This is a genomic window from Sporosarcina sp. HYO08, assembly GCF_001563475.1.
In the GTDB taxonomy this organism is placed as follows: domain Bacteria; phylum Bacillota; class Bacilli; order Bacillales_A; family Planococcaceae; genus Sporosarcina.
In genome coordinates this window covers 161,248-184,548 of record NZ_LPUT01000012.1, presented here as the reverse complement: position 1 = coordinate 184,548, position 23,301 = coordinate 161,248, and the positions used below count along the sequence as shown (strand labels likewise).

The window sequence follows — 23,301 nt, the reverse complement described above, 5'->3', positions numbered from 1 at the left end:
TGAGGGAATACAATGAATAATGCAGAAATGTTAGATCACTATTTCAAAGAAAAACGAGATGTTCATCTTGAAGAATTGAAGGATTTCCTTCGTATTCCAAGCATTAGCGCATTGTCAGCACATGAAACGGATATGCAAAAGGCTGCTGATTGGCTTGTGCAGTCACTTCAACATGCTGGACTTGAAAACGTATCCATTGATGAAACCGAGGGACACCCTGTCGTATATGGCGAGTGGTTGCATGCAGAAGGCAAGCCAACCATCCTTTTTTACGGTCATTATGATGTTCAGCCTGTCGACCCATTAAATCTTTGGGATAGCGGACCTTTTGAGCCAGAAATACGCGACGATAAGTTATATGCACGCGGAGCGAGCGATGACAAGGGACAAGTATTTATGCATATTAAAGCGGTTGAGGCCATTATGCAAGAACATGGGAGCTTGCCTGTTAACGTGAAGTTCATTATTGAAGGGGAAGAAGAAATCGGCAGCCCGAATCTTGAAAAGTATATCGAAGCGAATAAAGAAAAATTAGCGGCAGATATTGTGCTTATTTCCGACACAGGTATGCAAGGACCTGGTCAACCGGCTGTTTGCTACGGTTTACGCGGTCTATGCGGTGTTCAAATTGATATCCGCGGGGCGAAAGGTGATCTCCATTCCGGACTTTACGGCGGCGGTATTCAAAATCCGATTCATGCGTTAGTTGAACTCGTTGCTTCTTTTCATGACCAGGAAGGGACGATTACTGTTGACGGTTTTTATGATGACGTTCGAGAACTGTCTGAAGATGAACGAGCGGCTTATCAAGCACTCAGTTTTGATGAGGAAGCATTGAAAAAAGAAGTCGGCGTTGCTGAATTATTCGGTGAGAAGGGATTTTCGCATTTAGAAAGGGTTTCTGCTCGCCCTACTCTTGAAGTAAATGGTGTTTTTGGCGGTTTTTCAGGCGAAGGAATTAAAACCGTCTTGCCAGCGGAAGCGGGTGCAAAAATTACATGCCGCCTCGTTCCTGATCAAGATCCAGAAGTCATCGTTTCAAAGTTAAAAGCACATATTGAAAAACATCAGCCCGCTGGTGTCACAGTGACGGTAACGGAGTTCGATAAAGGTAAGCCATTCATCACCCCGATTGACCATCCTGCAATTCAAGCTGCGGGCCGATCGTATGAAAAAGTTTACGAAGTGCCAACTGTTTATACACGAGGCGGCGGTTCCATTCCGATCGTTGCAGCATTTGATGAGTTGTTGCATGTTCCTGTTGTATTAATGGGCTTTGGATTGGATACAGAAAACTTCCATGCGCCAAACGAACATTTCCATCTAGAGAACTTCGACAAAGGACTCCGCGTCATCGGCGATTATTATTATGAGATGGCGAACTTTTCAAAAGATGAATTGAAGAAATAAGGATTGTCCCAAAACGAAGAGCCCGGCACCTTTTAGTGGAGCCAGGCTCTTCTGGGATAACCTTTTACTTAACGATTACTCGGAATCTCGTCCAAAATATGTGACGACTTCATTTAACGGTTTACGTGGACGGCTTTTTGGCGCTTCATCAAAATAACCAAATTGCAACATGCTAATAATACGTTCACCTTGCTCGACGCCAAGCGCTTCTCTAAACTTTGGATTGTCTAAGAAAGCTGGCGTTTTCCAGCATGTTCCAATGCCTTCATCCCACGCAAGAAGCTGTGCATTTTGGATGAGCATGCTTGCCGCCGCATAATCTTCCAATCGTTCTTTTTGACGCGCATCTTCCGGCACAACTACAAATACAGCAGCACCTGGATTCGTAAATTTCTTCATTTGCTTTTCAAGATCTTCTTCAGAAAGTTCTTGCCATTTCGGCACACCAAATTCGCGTAGCACCTCTAATAGCTTTCCATAGTCTTTTTCAGCTGCAACGATAAATCGCCATGGATTACGATGACCATGGTTTGGCGCCCACACTGCATCTTCTAATATTCGAGTAATGCTTTCCGCATCAACCGGTTGTCCATTAAAATTTTTTACCGAACGTCTTGTGACGATCGCTTCCCTGACAGATAAAGCTTGACCGATCATGTTCATTGCCCCTTTTTTATATTGTCATCAATAGTATAGCTCAAAAATTGAAACTTTGCGGTTTTGTGACAATAATAGTCTCTATTGCTTATACTATTCTACTTATTCAACATTCCTAAGTCTTTTAAATTAGTATTCATGGTATAATGATTCAATTACTAATTTGATGACAAGGATGGATACAATTTATGACTAAAAAACCTCTTGCATGGGTTTTAGACAGTACGGCATATATTCCAGAGAGCTTAAAACAGCATCCCGATGTATATGTCGTCCCTTTAAATATACACTTCGGTGAAAAACAATATGTCGATAGTATTGATTTAAGTACTGCCGAATTGTACGAGAAAATAAAAGCTTCCAAAGAATCACCTAAAACATCTCAACCGGCTGTTGGTGAATTTGCAGAGCTTTACAAAAAACTAGCCGAAAACTATGAACAAGCGATCGCGATTCATATTTCTAGTGAGTTAAGCGGAACACTTTCATCCTCCCGCGCAGGTGCGGACATTGCAAATTTCCCAGTAACGTGCATCGATTCGAAAGCACTTTCCTACGGAATGACAAAACTTGTAACTGATGGCATAAAGATGCTGGAAACTGGTTCAACCATCACAGAAATTAAAGAACATCTTGAAAAACTGGCGGGAACGCTTCATAACTATATTTTAATTGGAAGTTTGGATCAATTATACAAGGGTGGCAGAATGAGCAGCATTCAATTTTACCTTGGCAGTCTATTAAAAGTGAAGCCGATCGTCCAAATTATGAGTGATGGGCGTTTACAAGCGATTGATAAAGTTCGTTCTGAAAAACGGGCTTTGCAATATTTAGTCGACCGAGTTGTAGAGAGCCATCATGCGGGCCGAAAAAAAATCTATTTAATGCACGGCAATATTTTCGATAAAGCAACTCACTTGAAAAACTTGATTTCCGAGCAAATCCCCGACCTTGAAGTGGAAATTGGAGAGATTGGCTCCATACTAGCTGTCCATGGCGGCGAAGGAACATTGGGGATTTTATGGTTCGATTGATAATCTAAGGCGGTTAAAAATCTTTCCCTTAAAATGCTTCGGCGCTTGCAGGAGGAGTCCGCAAGCGCCGAATGTTTTATGAAAATTGGTCATTGATTTTAAAAAAGACATATTTGGCACTTGGTGAATAGGCATAGGAATCTTTATAGGCCCAGTGACGATGCTGGGCATTATACGTATGCGCGTTGACGAGTGGTACGGAACCATCTTTTGCGGTAACAATCGTAGAATGATCGTATCGACCATCACCGGTAAAATCATAGGCGATGACATCTCCTAAATCTAGTTGATCAGCCGATGAAACTTGTCTGGCTGTTAGACCTTTTTTGGAAGTGCCTAAATACCAACGCAACGAATGAGCCGTTGACCAGCTAAAGCTCCAATTTCCGCCCCTCAACCACCATCCTCTTTCCCGATTCGGATAGCCATGCATCGGCGCACCGCCAGCCAGTAAACATTGTGAAATATAATTTGTACAATCGACGTCAAACGCCGGAAATGCCGGGTTTCGTTTATCCCACCATTGATCTGCATAGCGAACTGCCGCCATCCGATCATACATCCAAAATCCCTCCTTACGTCATCGTATGAGGAAGGAGGCACAGGAATACGTTGAACGCCCACTTTAACCGGATCGATACATCCACTTCCATATAATTTGGTTAGTAGAAAACTAAAAACATTGGACAGAATGTTGTCCAATGTTTTTGCTCATTAATGATTTAACACTTTTGATAAAAAGTTTTTTGCACGCTCTGAATCCGGATTGGTAAAAAACTTGGATGGTGGTGCGACTTCTACAATTTTCCCATCCGCCATGAAGACGATTTCGTCACAAATCTCTTTCGCGAAGCCCATTTCGTGCGTCACAACGATCATCGTCATTCCGTCATGTGCTAATTTACGAATCGCGTCAAGCACTTCATTGACCATCTCCGGGTCAAGCGCAGAAGTCGGTTCGTCAAAGAGCATCACTTGTGGATCCATCGCAAGTGCGCGTGCGATCGCAACACGCTGTTGCTGCCCTCCTGATAATCTTCCCGGGAACGCATCGAATTTATCGCCCAACCCTAAGGATGATAACAGCTCTTTCCCTCTTTTTTCAGCAGCTTCTTTACTCATACCTTTTACTTTCATCGGTGCAAGCGTAACATTTTGTAGCGCCGTCAGGAAAGGATATAAGTTAAAGCTTTGAAACACGAATCCGATATTGGCTCGCGCCTTATTAATATCCGTTTTCTTATCATGAATCGAGATATTATCTACGATGATCTCTCCATTATCAATTGGCTCAAGTGCATTCAGCGTTCGGATCAATGTCGATTTACCGGCACCACTGGGACCAATAACTGCTACTACATTCGATTTAGGAATTTCTAACGTTACGTCCGTCAATACCATGTGATCTCCGAACGATTTATTGACATTCTTAATTGAAATCATGTAAAACACCCCTTACACAAACCTAGTCCATAACAATTAGTATTCATTCTTCATAAATTTCTTTTCAAAATATCCGATAAAACGAGACAATGAGAATGTAATGACAAAATATAGGAGTGCAACGAATGTCCAAATTTCAAGCGGACGGAATGTTGTCGCTACTAAATTTTTCGTTATAAGCGTCAAGTCTACAACAGAAATAACAGATACTAATGAAGAATCTTTAATCAGTATAATAAACTGTGATGCCAATGGCGGTAAAACTTTACGAAAAGCTTGCGGTAAAATGATCAGTTTCATCGCCTGAATATAACTCATCCCCGAAGAACGAGCCGCTTCCATTTGTCCGCGCGGAACAGATTGAATCCCTGCGCGAATAATTTCCGCTACGAATGCTGCTGAGAAAAAGGCAAGTCCGAGCACTGCAGACCAATACGGTCCAAGTGATAATGATCTCCCAAGAACAAAGAAGATCCAGAAAAGAAGTACGAGAAGTGGAACGCCCCGCATGACTTCTATATAAGCAGTCGCAATAAAGGAAACAATTTTATTTCTAGAAATCCGGCATAAACCAAGCAGAATCCCAATTGGAATACTAATCACTAATGCTAAAGCCGAAATCTGTAACGTTAAAATAACACCTTCTATAAATAAATCTAGATTTTGACTGATGACATTCCAATTTGTACCCATCTTCCGTTCCCCCTTAAAACGATCCCATATACCAGCTACTTAAGAGGAATTTCGGATCAGACATTTGTCTGATCCGATGCCTTGCAGCTGAGAGCAGAATTATTCCTTCGGCTCTACATCATCCATCCAATCGATATTTGTGAACCATTTATCAAACGACTCTAACTCTTTCGGACTTCCTTTATATGATGCCAAGAATGAATTTAACCATTGAACAGTACGTAAATCATTATATTTTACAGCAATTCCAAGCTCTTCCACAGAGATCAGATCGTAAACGCCTTTTACGCTTTCTTCGTGCATTTGCTCAAATGTACGAATTGCCGGTTCATCATAAACGACTCCGTCCGCTTGACCTTGCGTCAGCGCCATACCTGCTGAAGGGAAGTCATCAAAGTCTTGAACTGTTGCTTCTTTAAATAACTGTTTCGCTAATAGTGCGCCTGTTGTTCCAAGTGAGACTGCAATTTTCTTGCCTGGTTTATCCAAATCTTCCCATGACTTCGTTGTTGTATCACCTTTTGGAAGCATAAGTACTTGTCCAGTTGAGAAATAAGGGTTCGCAAAGCTAACCGCTAACGCACGATCCCCACGAATCGTCATACCCGCAAGAATAATATCGATTTCCCCCGTATTCAGTGCCGGGATCAATCCGTCAAAACCAAACTGCTTAAATTCAATTTCAACGCCTAATGCTTCTGCAATCGCTCTTGCAACATCAATATCGTAGCCAATAAACTCGCCTTTTTTGTCTTTCATTTCAAATGGGAAATACCCCGGCGCTGTTCCAACGACTAGCTTTTTATTTTTTAAAACTTTATCAATCGTTGATGGACCTGCCTCTTCTCCCCCACCGCTGCCGCTGCTCGCATCACTACAAGCTGAAAGGACTAAAATGAGACTCATCAAAAGAAATAATAGTGCTCTTTTCATAGTCTTTTCCCCCTTTTATGGTTTTTTTAGTTAAAAAGGTGACTTGGCAGCAAGACCGCCAAATCACCAAGCGTTCACACTTGCATTCTTTAACGTTCAATTCTATTATTCATCCAACGAACCGATCGGGTCACGTTTCAAAAATGCAGTCATACAGTGGATGGCTCCCCATCCTTTTAAGATTTCGCTCATGTCCGCCTCGATGACTTCAATGCCGACATCTTCCATTTTCGCCTTCGTTTCTGGGTTGCCCCCTGGCATGACAACTTTTCCAGGCTCAAGGGCTACGAAGTTCATACAAGATCCCCATTTAATTTCCTCGAAGTTCGTTGCTTCAACAATTGTAAAATCACGATCCAGCAATTGTTTCACAACATCGTATGGAACTTGCCAAGGGAATAAAACTGCCGTCTTTTTATCGGCAATGTTCATCAATCCATCGAGATGAGCATGGCCATATGGAATTTGGAAATTAATAATATCCGTCACACCAATGTTTCTAAGCTCAGACTCTACTTGTTCGACCCCTTTTTTGTTCGCCCGGGCGCTTGTCCCTAAAATAACTGTTTGACGGTCAATCCACATCCCGCAAGCGCCGTCAAACCACCCTTCCCCGTTAATTGTTTTAATAATTGGCACACCGAGTTTACTTAACGTCTCTGCTGTGTAGCGCTCTTCTCCGCGGCGCGCGGAAATCCCGTTTCGGCAAAGAATCGCTCCTTCAGGCGTCATGAAAACTTGGTCTCTCATAAATAAAGCGTTCGGTCGGTCTTCGCGTTGATTTTCAACATAGTGAACATTGACGCCGTGCGCACGGTAAATATCTGTCAATGCATCATGCTGCGCCCGCGCTTTTTCGATATCCATCGGTGCTTTCCAACGAAAATCGCCATAATTCTCTTGCGTAATATACTCGACTTCCTTGCCCGGTCTGCGCATAATAACATCTCTTAGTTTTCCAACTTCTGAGTCACAGTACCAATCTCCCCATAATTCCTTCATATCTTCTGCAAATGTTTTTTCAGATGGAAACCATCTTTCCCCTTGCACTTTCACCTTTACTGGAACTTCAATATTACTCATTCGAATACTCCCCCTTATGCCCAGATCTTGTTTGTAAACGCTGCCAAGCGTTGACTATTAGTATAGTTTAAAGCCGAATTTTTGTCTATTAACTTTTTAAATAGTGGGAAAATATAATATCTTGTTAATTGCTAGTTAGTCTGGCGACGACAACATTCATTAGGTTGTGTTATATTCATGCATTTTTCTACATAATCATGCAACAATGAAATTAAAAAAAGTCCAGATAATGAAATCTGGACTTTAAAATATATGGAGAATAGGGGGCTCGAACCCCTGACCTCTTGCATGCCATGCAAGCACTCTCCCAGCTGAGCTAATTCCCCGAAAATTTGTTTCTAGTAGTATTATAGCATAACAAATACAAAAGACAACAGTCTTAGTCGGAATCAGCGCTGTATGCATACCTAATGCATGGACATGCATACAGCTTTTCCGATCAGGATTGCCTCAACATATCGTAATAGATACCTTTTCGTTCAATCAGCTCCTGCTGACTGCCCGATTCAATCAGATTTCCTTGATCTAACACGAAAACGATATCTGCTTTACGAACCGTATTCAAACGATGCGCGATGACAAAGCTTGTTCTTCCTTTCATTAACCGCTCAAGTGCTTCTTGGATTTCAAGCTCTGTTACGGTATCGATACTGCTTGTTGCTTCATCCAGCAAAAGAATGACTGGATCCGCTACAAGTGCACGTGCAATCGATAGCAGCTGCCTTTGACCTTGCGACAATTCGCCGCCATCTAAAGTGAGCACCGTATCATAACCATTTTCAAGTCGGGTAATGAAGGAATGCGCATTCGCCTTTTTCGCAGCCTCTATGACTTCCTCATCGGTCGCATCTAATTTCCCATAGCGAATGTTTTCCAATACTGCCGCTTCAAATAAAAACGGATCCTGCAACACGAAAGCCATTTGGCTACGCAATGTGTGCCGAGGAAGTTCTTGGATGGGAACCCCATCTATTAAAATTACCCCTTGATCAACTTCGTAAAAACGAGCTAGCAATTGCATGACAGTTGTTTTCCCCGCCCCCGTTGCCCCGACAAAAGCTGCTGTTTCACCTGACTTGACGTGAAATGACATGTTTTTAATCGTATCGTGATCCTCTTCCCCCGAATAACTAAATGACACCTCTTTAAATGAGACATCTCCTATTAACTTGCGGTCCGCATATGTCGTTGCATCATCTTTCTCAATGGGCTCATCCATCATTTTAAATACCCGTTCGGCACCTGCAATTGCTGAAAGCACCGTATTCAACTGGTTCGCCAAGTCATTCAAAGGACGGGTAAATTGACGGGCAAGTTCTGAAAAAATAACAATCGTACCAATCGTCACCAATCCGTCCCCTTTTAACACTAACAATCCACCAACACCCGCAACGATCGCAAAAGCAGCGTTATTCAACAAGTTCATCACTTTCGGAATAAACCCTGAATATGTCAATGCCCAAAACCCCGTTTGACGAAGCCGTTCACTTTTAATAGAGAACTCTTCCATTACCCGTTCTTCTTGTGAAAAAGCTTTCACAATACGCTGGCCTGAAATCGTCTCTTCAATCATGCCATTTAATTCGCCGAGCGCTTGCTGCTGTTCCTTATAGAGTAGGCCCGTTCGCCTCGTAATCCAGCGAATCGCTGTAAACATGACCGGCACGATAATCATTGTAATAAGTGTTAATAATGGACTTAAATAAAGCATAACGGCAAGCGTGCCTGTTAACGTCAAGATACTGGAAAACACCTGTATGAAAGACGTATTTAACGTCTGACTTACATTTTCGATATCATTTGTCATTCTGCTCATTAATTCGCCGTGCTGCCGTTTATCAAAAAATGTGATCGGCAATTGTTGAAGATGAGCAAATAAGTTTGTACGTAAACGATAAATGGTTTGTTGAGCGATCCCGACCATCCAGAAGTTTTGCAAATAAGTAGCTGTCGATAAGACGATATAAATAACAATTAACAGCCCGATTGCCCCCACTAACCCGTCAAATCTCATCGGCACGATATAATGGTCAATGATTTTACCGATTAATAGCGGACCTAATAGCGTAAGTGCCGAACTTACGAAGACGAATGCGAGTACCATAATGAGCAGGCCCCGCTGTTCATCGACGAGTTGCCAAATACGGAAAAGTACAGATTTCCAATCACTGGCACGTTCTTTTTTCTTGCGTGTTTGCCCTCGGATATCCTCTTTCGTCAAAATCGGCTCATAGCCAAATGGTTTACGAATCGTTTTAAACAACGCGCTCTCCCCCCTCTTCCATTTGCGATTTGGCGATTTGTTGATAGAGTGGGGATTGTTTCATTAGCTCGTCATGCGTACCGTACCCTACTACCTTTCCATCATCTAGTAAAAGAATACGATCAGCCCCTTGTGCTGTTCGAATTTTCTGTGTCACAACGAGCATTGTTGCTTCCTCCCCTCGAAGGGCATCCCATAAAGCAGATTCTGTTTTCACGTCAAGTGCACTTGTACTATCATCTAAAATGAGAATGGACGGCTTACGAACGAGAGCTCGCGCAATCGATAACCGTTGCTTTTGACCACCCGACAAATTGACCCCTTTTTGGCCCACCCGCGTCTCATATTGAGAAGGAAATGCTTCAATGGACGAATGAATCTGTGCTTTTTTTGCCGCTTCTTCCAATTCATCTACACGTGCCTCCACATCTCCCCATGACAAATTGTCTAAAATAGAGCCGGTGAAAAGAATGGACTGTTGCGGAACGAAGCCGATCATTTCACGTAAATCTTTCAACGTCCACTCGTTCACATCGACCCCGCTTACCGTAATTCGGCCAGATGTCGCTTCGAACATGCGTGGAATTAAGTTTAATAATGTCGATTTTCCAGAACCAGTCGCTCCCATAATCGCTAGCTTTTCACCTGCCGCAATGTGAAACGAAATATCCTCAAGAATAGGAGTCGGTTTTCCTGGATAATTAAAATAGACATGTTCAAAACGCAAATCTCCATCCAATCGCTTCATACTGGAGCTTTCAACATAGTCTTGTTCCAATTCCTTTGCTAATAAAACTTCCTCCATTCGCTCCGCTGAAGCCTTCGCACGGGAAAATGCCACAATTAGAAAAGAAAACATCGAAAAAGCACCCGTCATCCGCATCGCATAATTAACGATTGCGACAAGTTCACCAACTTGCGCCCGCCCACTTTGCACCTCTACCGCCCCAAACCAAAGAACAGCCATTAAACTGCCATTCATGACGAGAAGAAGAATCGGTAATATCAGTTCCATTCTGCGCATCGCTAGGACAGTGTCTGTACGTAAAGCTTTCGATACAGTTGAAAATCGACTTGCCTCGTATGATCCGCGCAAATATGCTTTAATGAGCCGAATCGCTTGAAGGCTTTCTTGGATGACTCGATTGACGGTATCTAACCGTTTCTGCACACGGGAAAAATAACTGACCCCTTTTTTCGTCATGAAATAAAGGAAAAACGCTAAAAAAGGGGCGCCAATGATGAGAAACACAGCAAGCTTTGCATTCACTACAAAAGCCATCACTAAGCTTCCGATAACGAGGAGAGGCGCCCGCATCATAATACGCAGCCCCATAAAAAGAACGGTTTGTACGATCGATACATCGCTTGTTAAACGAGTAATCAGTCCCGAAGCTGGGAATCGTAAAAATGTTGCCATCGAAAAAGCTTGTACTTGTTGGAATAACGCTTTTCTGAGATCGTACGCAAATCCAAGTGCCGCATGGGCTGCGAAAAAAGAATTAATGACACCAGAAATAAAGGCAATGAAAGCAAGCCCCATCATGACGCTTCCCCAAGTCCAAACGACTTGTGCATCTCTTGTGACAATTCCTTCATCAATAATTTTTGCAATGAGGAGGGGTTGAATGAGTTCCACTGTCAGTTCGACAAACATGAGGAATAATGCAATGATAATCGGCCATTTATAGCTTTTTGCATAGGAAAATACAGTCTTCAATTTCTTCTCACCTCAAAACTCCTTCGTTTTACGAATAGTCTCACTAGTAGTCCCCATTATGCCATAGCGCAGAAACTGTGTATAGGCATGCGAGTCAATGGATTCCTTATTTACTAACTAAAAAAGCACCCATCCTCAATGCGGATCTGGTGCTTTTTCAATGTTCTTTTTTTTCGCTTTTCCACCTGCTATGGAAAGCCACGTAACGCCAACAAGCATAATAATCGCGCCCGCTAACTGCCATTTCCCTAATAGCTCTCCGAACCAAAGAACTGAAATGACCATCGCAGTAAGCGGCTCAAAGCTAGATAAAACACTTGTTTCAACAGGTGTAATATAGCTCATGCTGCCAAGGAATAACAAAAACGCCACTGTACCGACAATGATAATGAAAATGAGCATGCCCGCCATTTTTAGATCCGTTAAATATTGAACTTCTTTCACGAATGTCCAACTATTGACTATAAACAGCGTAAGACCGCCAATTAACATTGCCCAGCCAACCGTTAAAATGACACCCCATTCTTGCATAATCCGAACAGGATATAGCGTATAAAATGCAAATGTGAACCCGACGACAAGCCCCCAAAAAAGCGCTTCATTGCTCAAGACAAAGCCTGAAATAGAGCCGTTTGTAAGCAGGAAAAACAAACCGATAATAGTCACAGACATGCCAAGTACTTGCACAGTTGGCGGCTTCTTTTTTTGCCGCAAAGAAACAAAAATAATAATATAGATAGGTGCGAGAAATTGGAATAACGTCGCAATGACGGCATTGCTCGTATCAATAGAAGCGACAAATGCATACTGAACACCGAGCATACCAACAACGCCAAAGATGATAATTTGTCGAAGCCATACTTTTTGCCTGAGCGGAAGCGTAATTTGCTTCTTCTTCAACTTTAAATAAACAAGCAACCCCCCGCCAGCAAGGGTAAGACGACTGATCAATATGAAAGGGATGGACATTTGACTATTGTTAAGAAGCCATTCTAGTAAAGGACCTGTTGCACCCCAAAGCGCCGCACCGGAAATAATCATTATAATTCCTTTTAATCGATTCATTTCTCTCCCCCTTATCGATGAAACAATTTTTATTTGAAAATTCGACCGAGTGTTGATACTCTGTGCTATTATTCTACTGTACACATCATAAAAATCTATTATAATTGAACTATCTTTCTTCTGAAAGGGGATTACGACATGAGATCGGCAAAAGGCCGAAGCTTGCCAGAGATACCCGACATTATACAAGGCTTAGAACGACATTATATGGTAACTCGAACCGATAGCGATGGCTTCATCACAGATGTAAATAAAAACTTTTTGGAAATTAGCAAATGGACGCCAAAACGTGTACTCGATAAAACGATTTGGCAAATGTTTCCTAACTCAAATGATGAAAGTGCACTTGTGCATACTATTTGGACTGACGTATCAAATGGGAAAACTTGGTTCGGCGCTGCCGAAAAGTTAACACGGACAGGCGAATCTTATTTTGTCAGTCTATTAGCAATCCCACATGTAGTGGAAGAACAAGGCGTAACTTCTGTCACTTTTCTTGAGCTTGATATGACTGAAGACATCGAACGTCGAAAACAGTTGCAGCAACTCGCATTTATAGATTATGAAACGGGACTAATGAGCCGCCATAAACTCGAAACAACAGTAGATGAAGCAATTGCCGAAGATCGACATTTTTCTTTAGTCCACCTCACGATTGATCATTATTTTACGTTAAAAGAACTTCAGTCTTCTGATTTCGAAATAGAAATGATTCAAGCTTTTTCAAATCGAGTGAAACGATATTTCCAAGACAATCCTATTGCAAGAATTGGCGTCAATGAATTCATCGTTATTACGCCATTTGGTGATTGGTACGTTCAAGGGTTTCTCCAATTTTTGGAACAGCAACCTATCTCCATCAATCACAGCCCTTTTCCATTATCGGTGAGTGGCGGAATCGTTCGATATCCTGAGGATCAGATTTCCTACGTTCATTTGATGAAAGCCGCTGTTGCCGCAACAAAAGAAGTAACGAAAAATGGCGGTGGAAAAATTGCATCTTTGTCACCCGCCTCCCATAAAATATTGAACCGAAAAACAATGATTGACCGTAAATTGTTAACTGCACTCAACGATAACAACCTGCAGGTCGTTTATCAACCGCAGCGGGACATTGCTTCTGGTAAAATTACACTTTACGAGGCACTTGTCAGATGGGAAGACGAAGAACTAGGCTATATATCCCCCGATGAGCTCATCCCGATTGCTGAAGAAAATGGCCTCATTCATGAGATCGGTCAATTTGTCCTGAAGGAATCCGCGATCTTGGCAGCTTCTTGGCATGAACAGAAACACGATGTAGGTATTTCAATCAATACATCCGTTCGCGAGTTCAGCAACGATATGATGAAAAACAAAGTGATAGGAATCCTAGCAGCCGCAGGATGTCCGGCGAATCTTATCCAAATCGAAATCACAGAAAAATTCGCCTTCCAGGCAGAAGAGGAAAATTCGATCCAGCGGCAAATGAAAGAGCTTCAGGAAATCGGAATCGAATTTGCCCTTGACGATTTCGGCACGGGCTATGCTTCTTTTCGGTATATGGAGCACTTACCACTTACAAAGGTAAAAATTGATAAAGAATTTATCCATTCATTATCTACCCGGCCGAGAACGAAGCAACTTGTTGAAGGAATGATCCGCTTCGGAAAGTCAATGGGACTTTATGTGGTCGCAGAGGGTGTTGAAACCGAGGAACAATACGATCTTCTCACTTCAATGGGTGTAGATGCTGTGCAAGGTTATTATATAGGAATGCCAGTTACGGCTGATCAAATTGACCTAACAAATCAAACATATTAATAAAACGCCAGATTTTACACAGAACTAGTTTTTTGTGTAAAACCTCGGCGTTCTTTTTCGGAAGGCAAGCTGAATAATCACTTCTGCAAAAACGAGTCCCATCGCAATGGCACCCGAAATCATAAAAGCCTCAGAGGCAAATGTAATTGCTGAAAGGTAATCATTTTCAACGATATGACGCATCGCATTATAAGCCATTCCGCCCGGTACAAGTGGAATAATTCCCGCCACACTAAATACAATCATCGGTGTCCGAAAACGTTTTGCAAATAAATGTGCAACAACCGCTACGGCAAATGCACCAAGGAAAGAAGATTGGACGGCATCACCTGTAATGTTATGAAAGACCTTGTAACCCAGCCAACCGGACATGCCAACAAAACCACAGTAAAATAACATTTTACGAGGTGCGTTGAAGATGATTCCAAATCCGAATGCCGCTAAAAAACTAAGGATCGCTTGTACAAACCATGACAAAGCCGTCACCTCTTTTCTTTAGAATGATAATACGAAAGCAACGCCTGCCCCAATTGCAAAAGAAGTTAAAAAAGCTTCCGCCCCCTTTGATAACCCCGAGACGAAATGCCCTGCCATTAAATCACGGACTGCATTCGTAATTAGTAATCCTGGTACAAGGGGCATGACCGAGCCAATAATGATCTTATCTAGCTCCTGCCCAAATCCAAATGATACGGCAAAGAAACTAATTAAAGCGATGACTAAAGAAGCCATGAATTCCGCAAAAAACTTTACACGCGTTAAATCATCTAAAAATGCCGCAACCGTAAATCCAGTTCCGCCTGCCAGAATAGCCATAGGAACGTCTTTCCAACTGCCTTCCAATAAGATGAGAAAACAGCCGCTCGCAATGGCAGCCGAAAAAATCTGCAGCCACATCGGAAACATGACGTTTGCCTTTTCAATGTGCAACAGTTCTTGATAGGCTTCTGAAAGTGCGGACTGCCCAGTGGATAATTTTCGTGAAACTGCATTTACCAATGCAATTTTTTCAAGATCTGTTGAACGTTTTGAAATTTGAACGAGCTTCGTATGGTGGGGGCTGCCCGGTGAAAAAATAATGCCCGTCGGTGTGACAAAGCTGTGTGCAGCAGGCAATTCCAATGAATTCGCCATTCGCTTCATCGTATCTTCGACTCGATACGTCTCAGCCCCGGCTTCCATCATCAACCGACCGGCAAGCAAGCAACAATCAATTGCCAGTTCCTTATCCATTGTCACCATCCTCCCAAATACCTTTCTCATCATTTTAGCGAAGCCTTTTTGAAAGTACAATGCACAGCATGGTCATACTTATCACCATTTTGCACAGTTGAGGGTTTATTTATTAACAAAATCTACGACTTTCAAGGTGAAAACACCTAAATAGCCGTTGTCCACATGTGAATTAAAAAAAGCCATCCCAAACGTTGACCATTTGTGGATAGCTCTTTCTTTTGTACTCAGTTTAGCGTTACACTTCCAATCGAATCAAATGTGTTGAGATCATAACTTTTCACTTCATGCATTGACACCGTAAAAAGTGTATCTTTACTATATAAAAGGCGCCGAATTTCTTTTTCCCACTCCTCATATTGCTGTCCATTCTTTTTTGCTGTCAACAAATCTCCTTTCAAGATGATCCCATTTTCAGACGTTATTTCGTAGACCAATGAACCAGTGCTTTGAAGATCCAATTGATCTTTTTTCACTTCATCGTAAACGACTGCTGGGAAACCAAACAAGTGACGTTCTTGATGTCGCAGCAATGCCTTATGATCGTATTGAATCGGTGAATACGTACCTCTTCCACCAATTATTTCAGTGTCTTTTTCTTTTGGATTTGCAAAATCTGTTACATCGAATAAGGAAATCTTCATACCTTGCGTTAAAATACGCGGTTCATTGCTGCCGATAACTTTCTCAGCGGTCGTTTCATAGCCGAAGCCAATTAGATGGTTTTCATCAAGCGGGTGTAGGTAGTTGCTGAAACCGGGTATTTTGAGCTCCCCTAGAACTTTGGGGGCTGTCGGCTTCGCTACATCTATGACAAATAACGGATCTGTCTCACGAAAAGTGACCATGTATGCCTTATCCCCCATGAAACGCGCGGAGTAAATACGCTCTCCCTTTGCAAGCCCTTCAATCGATCCAACGACCGTCATCTTTTCATTTAAAATAAACAGATGGTTTTTTGAAGGATTTTTCTCATCCCACATATTGCCTTCTGTCGTGACGACTCGGAAGTTACCGTTGTATTCGTCCATAGAAAACTGATTGAGTACGTGGCCTCTTAAGAGTGCTGAATTTTGGAATACAACTTCTGTTTTGTGCAATGAAAACTTGAAAATCTCGCTATTCATAATACCTGGATTCCAAATCATGATCTCGGCATCACTTTTAGCAGGAGACGGACTGTCGTCGTAAATTGTTGCGGTTAAGTACAAGTTGTCTTTAGACATATAAAGCTGCCCGCTGCCACCAAGATATCCCTTCGTTACTACCTTTGACTCGGCAGGTGAAGTTAAATCGACCGCTGTAATAATTGAATAGGTTAGTTCCATTGCTCCCGGCAAAACAGCAATGTCTTCGTAATCCATCCATTCTGTCGTTTCTTTAGCGTTAGAATCGTAAATCCGCGGGCGAAGCGCCTCCCCTTCGATTTTTTCCATCATCCAGATAGGAGGTTGTACAGTCGTCACAAAGTAAAGCATTTCCCCTGTTTTCCGCGTACCGCTCAAGTATCCTTCCGCTCCTACTTCACGTACGAACGTGGGCTTTTCGGGATTTGCTATATCATACATTTGTACGACCGTCATCCCACTAACAGGCATGATGCGCAATTGATCTTCGGTAGTGACATTTTCGTATGGTTCATAGCGATCACCTATAACGACGAGCAGCCCTTTATGCAGGAATAGTTGTGTTGGGATAAATTTTTCATCCATTTTAATGGTAGATGTCCGCTTCATCTCCTGCGGGTCTCGAATATCTGTAATCGTTACAGTCCCATCCCCCATCGCAGCATAAATAAAACTCCCATCGGTCTTCACGATATCTGCTTCATCGACCCCTTCGACCTGATTGTTCGTCGTTGAATGATTTGCCGTTGCATCTTCGGATATGTCGGCACTGCTTTGGTCTTCCCTGGCCGATTCGTTGGTCGAATACGCTGTACCTTTCTGTAATTGTTTTTGCTGTGACAGTACACGTTCAAAATAGGCAGTTAGTTCTTTTTCAGACGATACGGGTTCGACCGTTTCTTGTACCTGAAATCGGATTGCTTGAAGCGGCAATTCATGCAATGATTTTCGGCTAAGCGCATTTTTCTTTACATGCAGCTGATATTCACCGGGTACCAGCCCTTTTACGTGTACTGTAAGATTGTCGTTGCTTAACGTTATTTTCGCATCTACTTCTTTTCCTTTAAGGTCTTTAACAACAAGTGCACTCGTCCCGATCGCTTCTTTTTTAATGGGCGATGAAAAACTCGCACGCCAACCTTGGTCAACTAACGCAATTTCAGAAGCCGTCACCGTCACCTTCTCCATGAAAAAAACAAATGAAAGCGCAATCCCCGTCAAGATGACGGCGCTGACTCCCCATATGAAAGGTTTTCTCACATTCACCAATCCTTTCCATCTCTCCTTGTTATTGGATTAGACTATTACCTTTCGTTTTCGTTTCACAATTTGATAAAATACTTTCAAACTCATTTTTATAGCTGATAGACTTGAAACCTAACGGGAGAATGAATAGAATGGGGAAATATGAGATTTTAACATTTTAAAAAGAAGGAGATTCAATCCATGAAAACGTTAACAAGATGGTCAAATACACTGATGGAACGCTATTTGCCCGATCCATATGTATTCGTTGCTATATTAACGCTGCTTGTATTTTCACTTGGCGTGCTGCTAACCGATTCCAGCCCTCTGGATATGGTTGTGCATTGGGGAGATGGTTTTTGGGGTCTTTTAGCGTTTACGATGCAAATGGTCATCATCCTTGTCGCTGGATATGTACTTGCCATTAGTCCGGTCTTCAAAAGACTCCTCAGTACTCTCGCTGGCTTAGCCAAATCACCTGGCTCTGCCATTTTACTCGTTACATTTGTCTCATTAATTGCGTGCTGGATTAACTGGGGATTTGGTCTTGTCATCGGAGCTCTCTTTGCAAAAGAAATTGCGCGTAAAGTAACAACGGTAGATTACCGGCTATTAATAGCCAGTGCGTACTCCGGCTTTATCGTTTTTCACGGTGGACTTTCGGGTTCTATTCCACTCTCAATTGCGACGGCGGATCATCCATTTGCAGACGTCATGGGCGTCGTCCCTACGTCAGAAACGATTTTTTCAACTTATAACTTAATTATTGTCATTGCGCTTTTGATTACAGTGCCTCTTTTGAATCGTTTCATGATGCCAAAACGAGAAGACACATTTATCATTGACCCGAAGTTGTTAGAAGAAGAAGTCAAGGCTACGGAAAACAAGGTGTATTAACGCCGGCGGACCGACTCGAAAATAGTGTGCTCCTTTCCATGCTGATCGGTTTACTTGGACTTATTTACTTGTTCAACCATTTCTTTACAAAAGGCTTTGATTTGAACTTAAATATCGTCAATTTCATCTTCTTTATCCTGGGGATCATTTTTCATGGGACGCCGAAACAATTTCTTGCGGCGATCGCAACAGCGGTTAAAACAGCGGGCGGCGTTATTTTCCAATTTCCATTTTACGCAGGCATCATGGGCATGATGGTGGCATCGGGACTGGCAGGTATCATGTCCGAATGGTTCGCCAATATTTCGACGGCATCGACGTTCCCACTCTTTACGTTTTTCGCTGCCGGCCTCGTTAATTTCTTCGTTCCATCGGGTGGCGGTCAATGGGCTGTACAAGGACCAATTATGCTGGAATCCGCGCAATCGCTTGGTGTGAGCTTATCCAAGACTGCGATGGCAATCGCTTGGGGCGATGCGTGGACCAATATGATTCAGCCGTTCTGGGCTTTGCCGGCGCTTGCGATTGCGGGACTCCGGGCGAAGGATATTATGGGATATTGTTTATTTGTTCTATTGTTGAGCGGAGTTATTATTAGTGTTGGGTTGTTTTTCTTCTAAAAGAGATTACAATTATGACAATTTTCCACGCCCCTTTCAAAAGGGGCGTTCGACATTTTCGACTCCTTGTTTAACTCCTCTTTTGATAGGGAATGACTCCCTACAAAGGAGGGAGTATAATGACAAAAGATCACTATCAAGAGCTAGATCAAAACATTCCCGCTCAAACGCAAAATAAACAGCCTGGTATAGAAGCCGAAATGAAACCTGCGCCAATTTATGATGATGAAAATTATAAAGGCTCGGGTAAGTTAAAAGGCAAAAATGCTTTAATCACAGGTGGAGACAGCGGCATTGGCAGAGCCGTTGCCGTCGCGTTTGCGAAAGAAGGCGCGAACGTCGCCATCGCTTACTTGGATGAACGAGAAGATATGGATGCCGATGAGACAGTAAAGCTTATTGAACAGTACGGTGGGAAGGCATTAAAAATACGTACGGATATTAGTGAAGAAGAGCAATGCGAGCAGTTAATCAGCGATGTCGTTCAATCGTTTGGCAGTTTAAATATCTTGGTCAACAACGCAGGTAAACAGTTTCCGCAGAAAGATATTTCAGCGATTTCAGGCGATCAGCTTCGTGAAACATTCGACACTAACTTCTTTGGGTTATTTTATCTATCAAAGGCTGCGCTAAAACATATGAAAAAAGGCGATACAATTATTAATACATCGTCTGTTACCGCCTACAATGGATCAAAAGATTTAATCGATTATTCGGCGACAAAAGGCGCCATTACATCTTTTACTCGGTCACTTGCATTGAACTTGGCAACACAAGGGATTCGTGTCAATGCGGTGGCGCCAGGCCCTATTTGGACGCCGCTCATCCCCGCTACTTTTGATGCAAAGAAAGTCGAACAACATGGCGCTGATACACCGGTTCAGCGCCGCGGTCAACCGGCAGAAAATGCACCTGCCTATGTATTTTTGGCCTCAAACGATTCCAGTTATATGACGGGTCAAACAATCCATGTTGACGGCGGTGATTTTGTAGGCTCCTAAAAAAATCCTCCTAATGTGAACAATCGCATTAGGAGGATTTTTTTCATTAAGCTACTACTTCTTCTCTTGAATATCTTTTTTTGAACATCAATGCAAAGTAGCCAACTGTCATCATAAGGCAGGCAACCATAAATCCAATGAGCACGCCGTTATTCATCCACAGGAATGAAAAGTCGCCTGTGGAAATAGACACTTTAAATGCTTGAACAGAATACGTCATCGGTAAAAACTTATTGAAAATTTGTAGCGGTGCTGGGATTAATTCGAGCGGGAATGTCCCTGCACTTGTCGTTAACTGCAAAATAAGGACGAGAATGGCGACAAAACGTCCCGCATCGCTAAATAGAGAAACGAGCATTTGCACAAGGGCAATAAATGTATAGCTCGTAATGATGGCTGTTAAGATAAACAGCGGTGTATTCACCACTTCCATCCCTAATCCATATTTCACAATGCCAACCGCGATGAGTGCTTGCAATAGGCCTACGGTCGCCAATACAGAAACTTTACTAAAGAACCATCTGAATGCGCCTGTTGGTTTTACCGCGGGCTCGACCAGCGGGAAAACGATGGAAAGCAGTAAAGCGCCCACAAATAGGCCAAGTGACAAAAAGTATGGTGCAAAGCCTGTTCCGTAGTTTGGCACGTGGTTAATGCCTTCCTGATCCACATTGACCGGAGCGGCCATCATCTCGTACGTCTTGCTGGATGGATGCACTTCGCTTGCGGCTTTATTCGCTTCGGCTAATTTTTCTTGTAAAGTTACTGTGCCTTTGTCAAGTTCAGCTATGCCATTCACCAATGAGGCAGAACCGGATGCCAGTTCTTTAGATTTTGAAGCAAGGGTAGATGTTCCCGCCTTCATAGATCCTGTCCCTTCCGTTAAAGCCGCGAGCCCTGAAGCCAAATCTGCCGAACCTTTTTGGGCGGATTGGACGCCTTCGGAAAATTGTACAAGACTTGAAGATAACGTGGCGTTGCCTGCCGCGAGTGCATTCGCGCCATTTTTCAATTCTGCGGAAGAACCATTTAATTTTTCCAAGCCGGCCAATACTTGCCCATGTGCAGTCGCAAGTCCGCCAGATGCATCATTTAGCCCTGCGGTTCCATTCGCAAGCGACGCAGTACCCGCGGCTAATTCTTGCATGCCGCCTGCTAACCCAGCGCTTCCTTGTTTTAATTGCGCAAGTGTCGTTCGAAGGGCAGTTTGCTGTTCCTCAGGCAGACCTGCCATGACTGCTTCTAGCTGTGTGGATAAACCGTCGATCCCTTGTGCAATATTTCCGGCGGCTCCCGCTAATTGCCCCGCAGCCCCATTGAGTTGTTTCGACTTGTCATTCAACGTGCTCATCGCCATATTCAATTCTTTTTCTTTTTGTGCAATTTGTCCATAGCTTGCCGTTAACTGGCCAACGCCTTCTGTATAGCTAACAATTCCTTCTTGTAGGCTAGCAGCACCGTCCGACGCTTTTTGGGCGCCTGCAACAAGTTCTTTTGAACCTGTAGCAAGTGTATCCAATCCTTTATTTAATTTGCTTGCGCCATTCCCTGCTTCACTTGCCCCTTGCGCTAACTTCTGCGAGCCATCTGCAAGCGTAATTGTGCTGCTTGCTAACGTTTCTAAATAACCTTTCAGCTCATTTGCTCCGCCTGCTAATTGAACAGCGCCATTATGCAATTTGCCAGCACCGTCCGCAGCTTCACCGAAGCCATCTCCCATTTTCACGATGGAGTCAAAAAGTTTCTCGGCATACGTAGAGGTAACTTGTTCATTTACTTCTGCACGGATGCGGTCCATCGCCGTTTCACCAATTTGTGCTGATAAGAAGTTGAATCCTTCGTTTGGTTTATAAACGATCATCAACTTTTGCGGGTCAGGATCTAATAACGTTGTTGCGTGTTCCGAAAAGTTTTCCGGAATTTCGATGACGACATAATAGTCTTGTTTGGCTAGACCTTTTTCTGCTTTTGATTTGGTGACTTCTTTAAAATCGAACTGCTTACTGTCCATTAATTTATCAGTCAAGTCTTTTCCGAGCGCAAGCTGCTCCCCTTCCATTTCTGCCCCTTTATCCAAATTCACAATTGCCACTGGCAAGTCTTTCATATTCGCGTATGGATCCCAAAAAGCCCATAAAAACATTCCCGCGTACAACACCGGGATAAATAGGATGGCGATCATGGGAACCATCAGTTTTCTGGATCGAAATAGTTGTTTCCATTCCGCCCCTGTCATTGTTTTTTTCATTCTTTCACTCCTCCTAGAACTGGTTGACCATTTCTTTCAATCGGTCACTTTTGTGTAAAAAAAGAGTCTCATATTACAAGACTTTTAAAAATCGTATCACTGATTAAAGCCACAATTCGTTCTTCGTCAAGTTCTGTTCCGTGATTTTTTCCCCAATCTACGACAAGTGCAAGATATGACTTAAATAATAGATAAGCAACAAGCTCCGCGTCACAGGGCTTCAATTCCCCTTTAGCGATCGCCTTTTCAATCTTTTCCTGAATGTAAGAGACCGCCTCTTTTTCTATCGTTTGGAGCACCTCGCTTACTGCAGGTGTTCGCAATGCTTTTTCTTCGTCGATCAGCTTTGCATATAATTGATGCGTTTCACGGAATTTGAGCATTTGCATGAGCCTGGCATGCGCGTTTTGTTGAAATGACGCGCCTTCTACGAAAGCTGCATCCGCCGCCGCACGCATTTCTTCAATCATCTTTAGTACAATGGCATGAAACAGTTCTTCTTTATTAGCAAAAAACGTATAAATCGTTCCTTTACCGACATTCGCAATTTTGGCGACTTGATCCATCGTCGTTGCTTTGTAGCCGAAAAGAGAAAACGATTTTGCCGCTGCTTCTAAAATTTCTTGTCTGCGATCCAATTCTACACCTCGCTCTTAATCAATTTTCCGTATGACTAAAAATCATTTCTGGTCACTCAGTCATTATAAATCCCATTTTGGATTTTGGCAAGTTTAGAATGAAAAAATATTAACTATGGCTAACATATAGGTAATCTCATTTATTTGAATATTGACTCAAACGTCTTTCTATGCGAAGGTTGAAATAG

Annotated in this window: 18 protein-coding genes, 1 tRNA gene and 1 pseudogene; 5 read left to right on the top strand and 15 right to left on the bottom strand. The window is 42.7% G+C overall.

The window, feature by feature from the left end; genetic code table 11:
- Window positions 1–12 precede the first annotated feature (12 nt).
- Window positions 13–1,410, top strand: coding sequence for a dipeptidase (locus AU377_RS05365; RefSeq protein WP_067405272.1), 1,398 nt, complete (start codon window positions 13–15; stop codon window positions 1,408–1,410).
- A gap of 75 nt (window positions 1,411–1,485) precedes the next feature.
- Here AU377_RS05365 and AU377_RS05360 read toward each other — a convergent pair whose 3' ends face one another.
- Entirely contained in the window at window positions 1,486–2,067 is a 582-nt protein-coding gene (locus AU377_RS05360; protein ID WP_067405269.1) for a nitroreductase, read from the bottom strand.
- Between the two features lie 188 nt (window positions 2,068–2,255).
- Between AU377_RS05360 and AU377_RS05355 the strand changes: the two genes are divergently transcribed.
- The gene (locus AU377_RS05355) at window positions 2,256–3,101 is read left to right on the top strand and encodes a DegV family protein (protein ID WP_067405266.1); all 846 of its coding nucleotides are present in this window, start codon (window positions 2,256–2,258) and stop codon (window positions 3,099–3,101) included.
- Between the two features lie 76 nt (window positions 3,102–3,177).
- On the opposite strand, the gene AU377_RS05350 is transcribed toward AU377_RS05355, so the two are convergent.
- The 9 genes from AU377_RS05350 to AU377_RS05310 form a co-directional block, all read right to left on the bottom strand.
- On the bottom strand, window positions 3,178–3,663 hold the full coding sequence (locus AU377_RS05350; RefSeq protein WP_067405263.1) for an amidase domain-containing protein: 486 nt from the start codon (window positions 3,661–3,663) through the stop codon (window positions 3,178–3,180).
- A gap of 152 nt (window positions 3,664–3,815) precedes the next feature.
- A complete protein-coding gene (locus AU377_RS05345; protein ID WP_067405261.1) occupies window positions 3,816–4,544 on the bottom strand; it encodes an amino acid ABC transporter ATP-binding protein in 729 nt (242 codons plus the stop codon).
- Between the two features lie 36 nt (window positions 4,545–4,580).
- Window positions 4,581–5,237 (bottom strand): amino acid ABC transporter permease, encoded by a 657-nt coding sequence (locus tag AU377_RS05340; protein ID WP_067405258.1) that lies wholly within the window; start codon window positions 5,235–5,237, stop codon window positions 4,581–4,583.
- A 99-nt stretch (window positions 5,238–5,336) separates the two neighbouring features.
- Window positions 5,337–6,170, bottom strand: coding sequence for a transporter substrate-binding domain-containing protein (locus AU377_RS05335; protein ID WP_067405255.1), 834 nt, complete (start codon window positions 6,168–6,170; stop codon window positions 5,337–5,339).
- 105 nt (window positions 6,171–6,275) lie between these two features.
- Complete coding sequence (locus tag AU377_RS05330; protein WP_067405252.1) at window positions 6,276–7,253, bottom strand: dimethylarginine dimethylaminohydrolase family protein; 978 nt, start codon at window positions 7,251–7,253, stop codon at window positions 6,276–6,278.
- 253 nt (window positions 7,254–7,506) lie between these two features.
- A tRNA-Ala gene (locus AU377_RS05325) sits at window positions 7,507–7,579 on the bottom strand.
- A gap of 113 nt (window positions 7,580–7,692) precedes the next feature.
- Window positions 7,693–9,516, bottom strand: coding sequence for an ABC transporter ATP-binding protein (locus tag AU377_RS05320; RefSeq protein WP_067405249.1), 1,824 nt, complete (start codon window positions 9,514–9,516; stop codon window positions 7,693–7,695).
- On the bottom strand, window positions 9,509–11,236 hold the full coding sequence (locus AU377_RS05315) for an ABC transporter ATP-binding protein (protein WP_067405246.1): 1,728 nt from the start codon (window positions 11,234–11,236) through the stop codon (window positions 9,509–9,511). Before AU377_RS05315 ends, AU377_RS05320 begins: the two co-directional genes overlap by 8 nt.
- 135 nt (window positions 11,237–11,371) lie before the next feature.
- Window positions 11,372–12,301, bottom strand: coding sequence for a DMT family transporter (locus AU377_RS05310; protein ID WP_067405243.1), 930 nt, complete (start codon window positions 12,299–12,301; stop codon window positions 11,372–11,374).
- A gap of 138 nt (window positions 12,302–12,439) precedes the next feature.
- Here AU377_RS05310 and AU377_RS05305 point away from each other — a divergent pair, with 138 nt between their 5' ends.
- A complete protein-coding gene (locus tag AU377_RS05305; RefSeq protein ID WP_067405242.1) occupies window positions 12,440–14,104 on the top strand; it encodes a GGDEF domain-containing phosphodiesterase in 1,665 nt (554 codons plus the stop codon).
- A gap of 24 nt (window positions 14,105–14,128) precedes the next feature.
- Here the strand turns inward: AU377_RS05305 and AU377_RS05300 are convergent, their stop codons facing one another.
- The 3 genes from AU377_RS05300 to AU377_RS05290 form a co-directional block, all read right to left on the bottom strand.
- Window positions 14,129–14,581: a threonine/serine exporter family protein gene (locus tag AU377_RS05300; RefSeq protein WP_067405239.1), complete on the bottom strand. Its 453-nt coding sequence runs from the start codon at window positions 14,579–14,581 to the stop codon at window positions 14,129–14,131.
- Window positions 14,582–14,599: 18 nt separating this feature from the next.
- Window positions 14,600–15,346 carry a threonine/serine exporter family protein gene (locus tag AU377_RS05295; RefSeq protein ID WP_067405236.1) on the bottom strand — a complete coding sequence of 249 codons (747 nt, stop codon included), beginning with the start codon at window positions 15,344–15,346 and terminating at the stop codon, window positions 14,600–14,602.
- Between the two features lie 218 nt (window positions 15,347–15,564).
- The gene (locus tag AU377_RS05290) at window positions 15,565–17,724 is read right to left on the bottom strand and encodes a beta-propeller domain-containing protein (RefSeq protein WP_067406070.1); all 2,160 of its coding nucleotides are present in this window, start codon (window positions 17,722–17,724) and stop codon (window positions 15,565–15,567) included.
- A 186-nt stretch (window positions 17,725–17,910) separates the two neighbouring features.
- Here AU377_RS05290 and AU377_RS05285 point away from each other — a divergent pair.
- Both AU377_RS05285 and AU377_RS05280 read left to right on the top strand, forming a co-directional pair.
- Window positions 17,911–19,226, top strand: a pseudogene (locus AU377_RS05285) (short-chain fatty acid transporter).
- Window positions 19,227–19,345: 119 nt separating this feature from the next.
- Window positions 19,346–20,227 (top strand): SDR family oxidoreductase, encoded by an 882-nt coding sequence (locus AU377_RS05280; protein ID WP_067405234.1) that lies wholly within the window; start codon window positions 19,346–19,348, stop codon window positions 20,225–20,227.
- Between the two features lie 46 nt (window positions 20,228–20,273).
- Here the strand turns inward: AU377_RS05280 and AU377_RS05275 are convergent, their stop codons facing one another.
- Window positions 20,274–22,475, bottom strand: a complete 2,202-nt coding sequence (locus tag AU377_RS05275; protein WP_253724391.1) for a YhgE/Pip domain-containing protein — start codon at window positions 22,473–22,475, stop codon at window positions 20,274–20,276.
- Between the two features lie 68 nt (window positions 22,476–22,543).
- Entirely contained in the window at window positions 22,544–23,113 is a 570-nt protein-coding gene (locus AU377_RS05270) for a TetR/AcrR family transcriptional regulator (RefSeq protein WP_067405231.1), read from the bottom strand.
- Window positions 23,114–23,301: the final 188 nt, after the last annotated feature.

What these genes read in the sequence shown, in the direction of transcription:
- AU377_RS05365 (WP_067405272.1), top strand. Translation starts at nt 13, where the DNA reads ATGAATAATGCAGAAATGTTAGATCACTATTTCAAAGAAAAACGAGAT.
- AU377_RS05360 (WP_067405269.1), bottom strand. Translation starts at nt 2,067, where the DNA reads ATGATCGGTCAAGCTTTATCTGTCAGGGAAGCGATCGTCACAAGACGT.
- AU377_RS05355 (WP_067405266.1), top strand. Translation starts at nt 2,256, where the DNA reads ATGACTAAAAAACCTCTTGCATGGGTTTTAGACAGTACGGCATATATT.
- AU377_RS05350 (WP_067405263.1), bottom strand. Translation starts at nt 3,663, where the DNA reads ATGTATGATCGGATGGCGGCAGTTCGCTATGCAGATCAATGGTGGGAT.
- AU377_RS05345 (WP_067405261.1), bottom strand. Translation starts at nt 4,544, where the DNA reads ATGATTTCAATTAAGAATGTCAATAAATCGTTCGGAGATCACATGGTA.
- AU377_RS05340 (WP_067405258.1), bottom strand. Translation starts at nt 5,237, where the DNA reads ATGGGTACAAATTGGAATGTCATCAGTCAAAATCTAGATTTATTTATA.
- AU377_RS05335 (WP_067405255.1), bottom strand. Translation starts at nt 6,170, where the DNA reads ATGAAAAGAGCACTATTATTTCTTTTGATGAGTCTCATTTTAGTCCTT.
- AU377_RS05330 (WP_067405252.1), bottom strand. Translation starts at nt 7,253, where the DNA reads ATGAGTAATATTGAAGTTCCAGTAAAGGTGAAAGTGCAAGGGGAAAGA.
- AU377_RS05310 (WP_067405243.1), bottom strand. Translation starts at nt 12,301, where the DNA reads ATGAATCGATTAAAAGGAATTATAATGATTATTTCCGGTGCGGCGCTT.
- AU377_RS05305 (WP_067405242.1), top strand. Translation starts at nt 12,440, where the DNA reads ATGAGATCGGCAAAAGGCCGAAGCTTGCCAGAGATACCCGACATTATA.
- AU377_RS05295 (WP_067405236.1), bottom strand. Translation starts at nt 15,346, where the DNA reads ATGGTGACAATGGATAAGGAACTGGCAATTGATTGTTGCTTGCTTGCC.
- AU377_RS05280 (WP_067405234.1), top strand. Translation starts at nt 19,346, where the DNA reads ATGACAAAAGATCACTATCAAGAGCTAGATCAAAACATTCCCGCTCAA.
- AU377_RS05275 (WP_253724391.1), bottom strand. Translation starts at nt 22,475, where the DNA reads ATGAAAAAAACAATGACAGGGGCGGAATGGAAACAACTATTTCGATCC.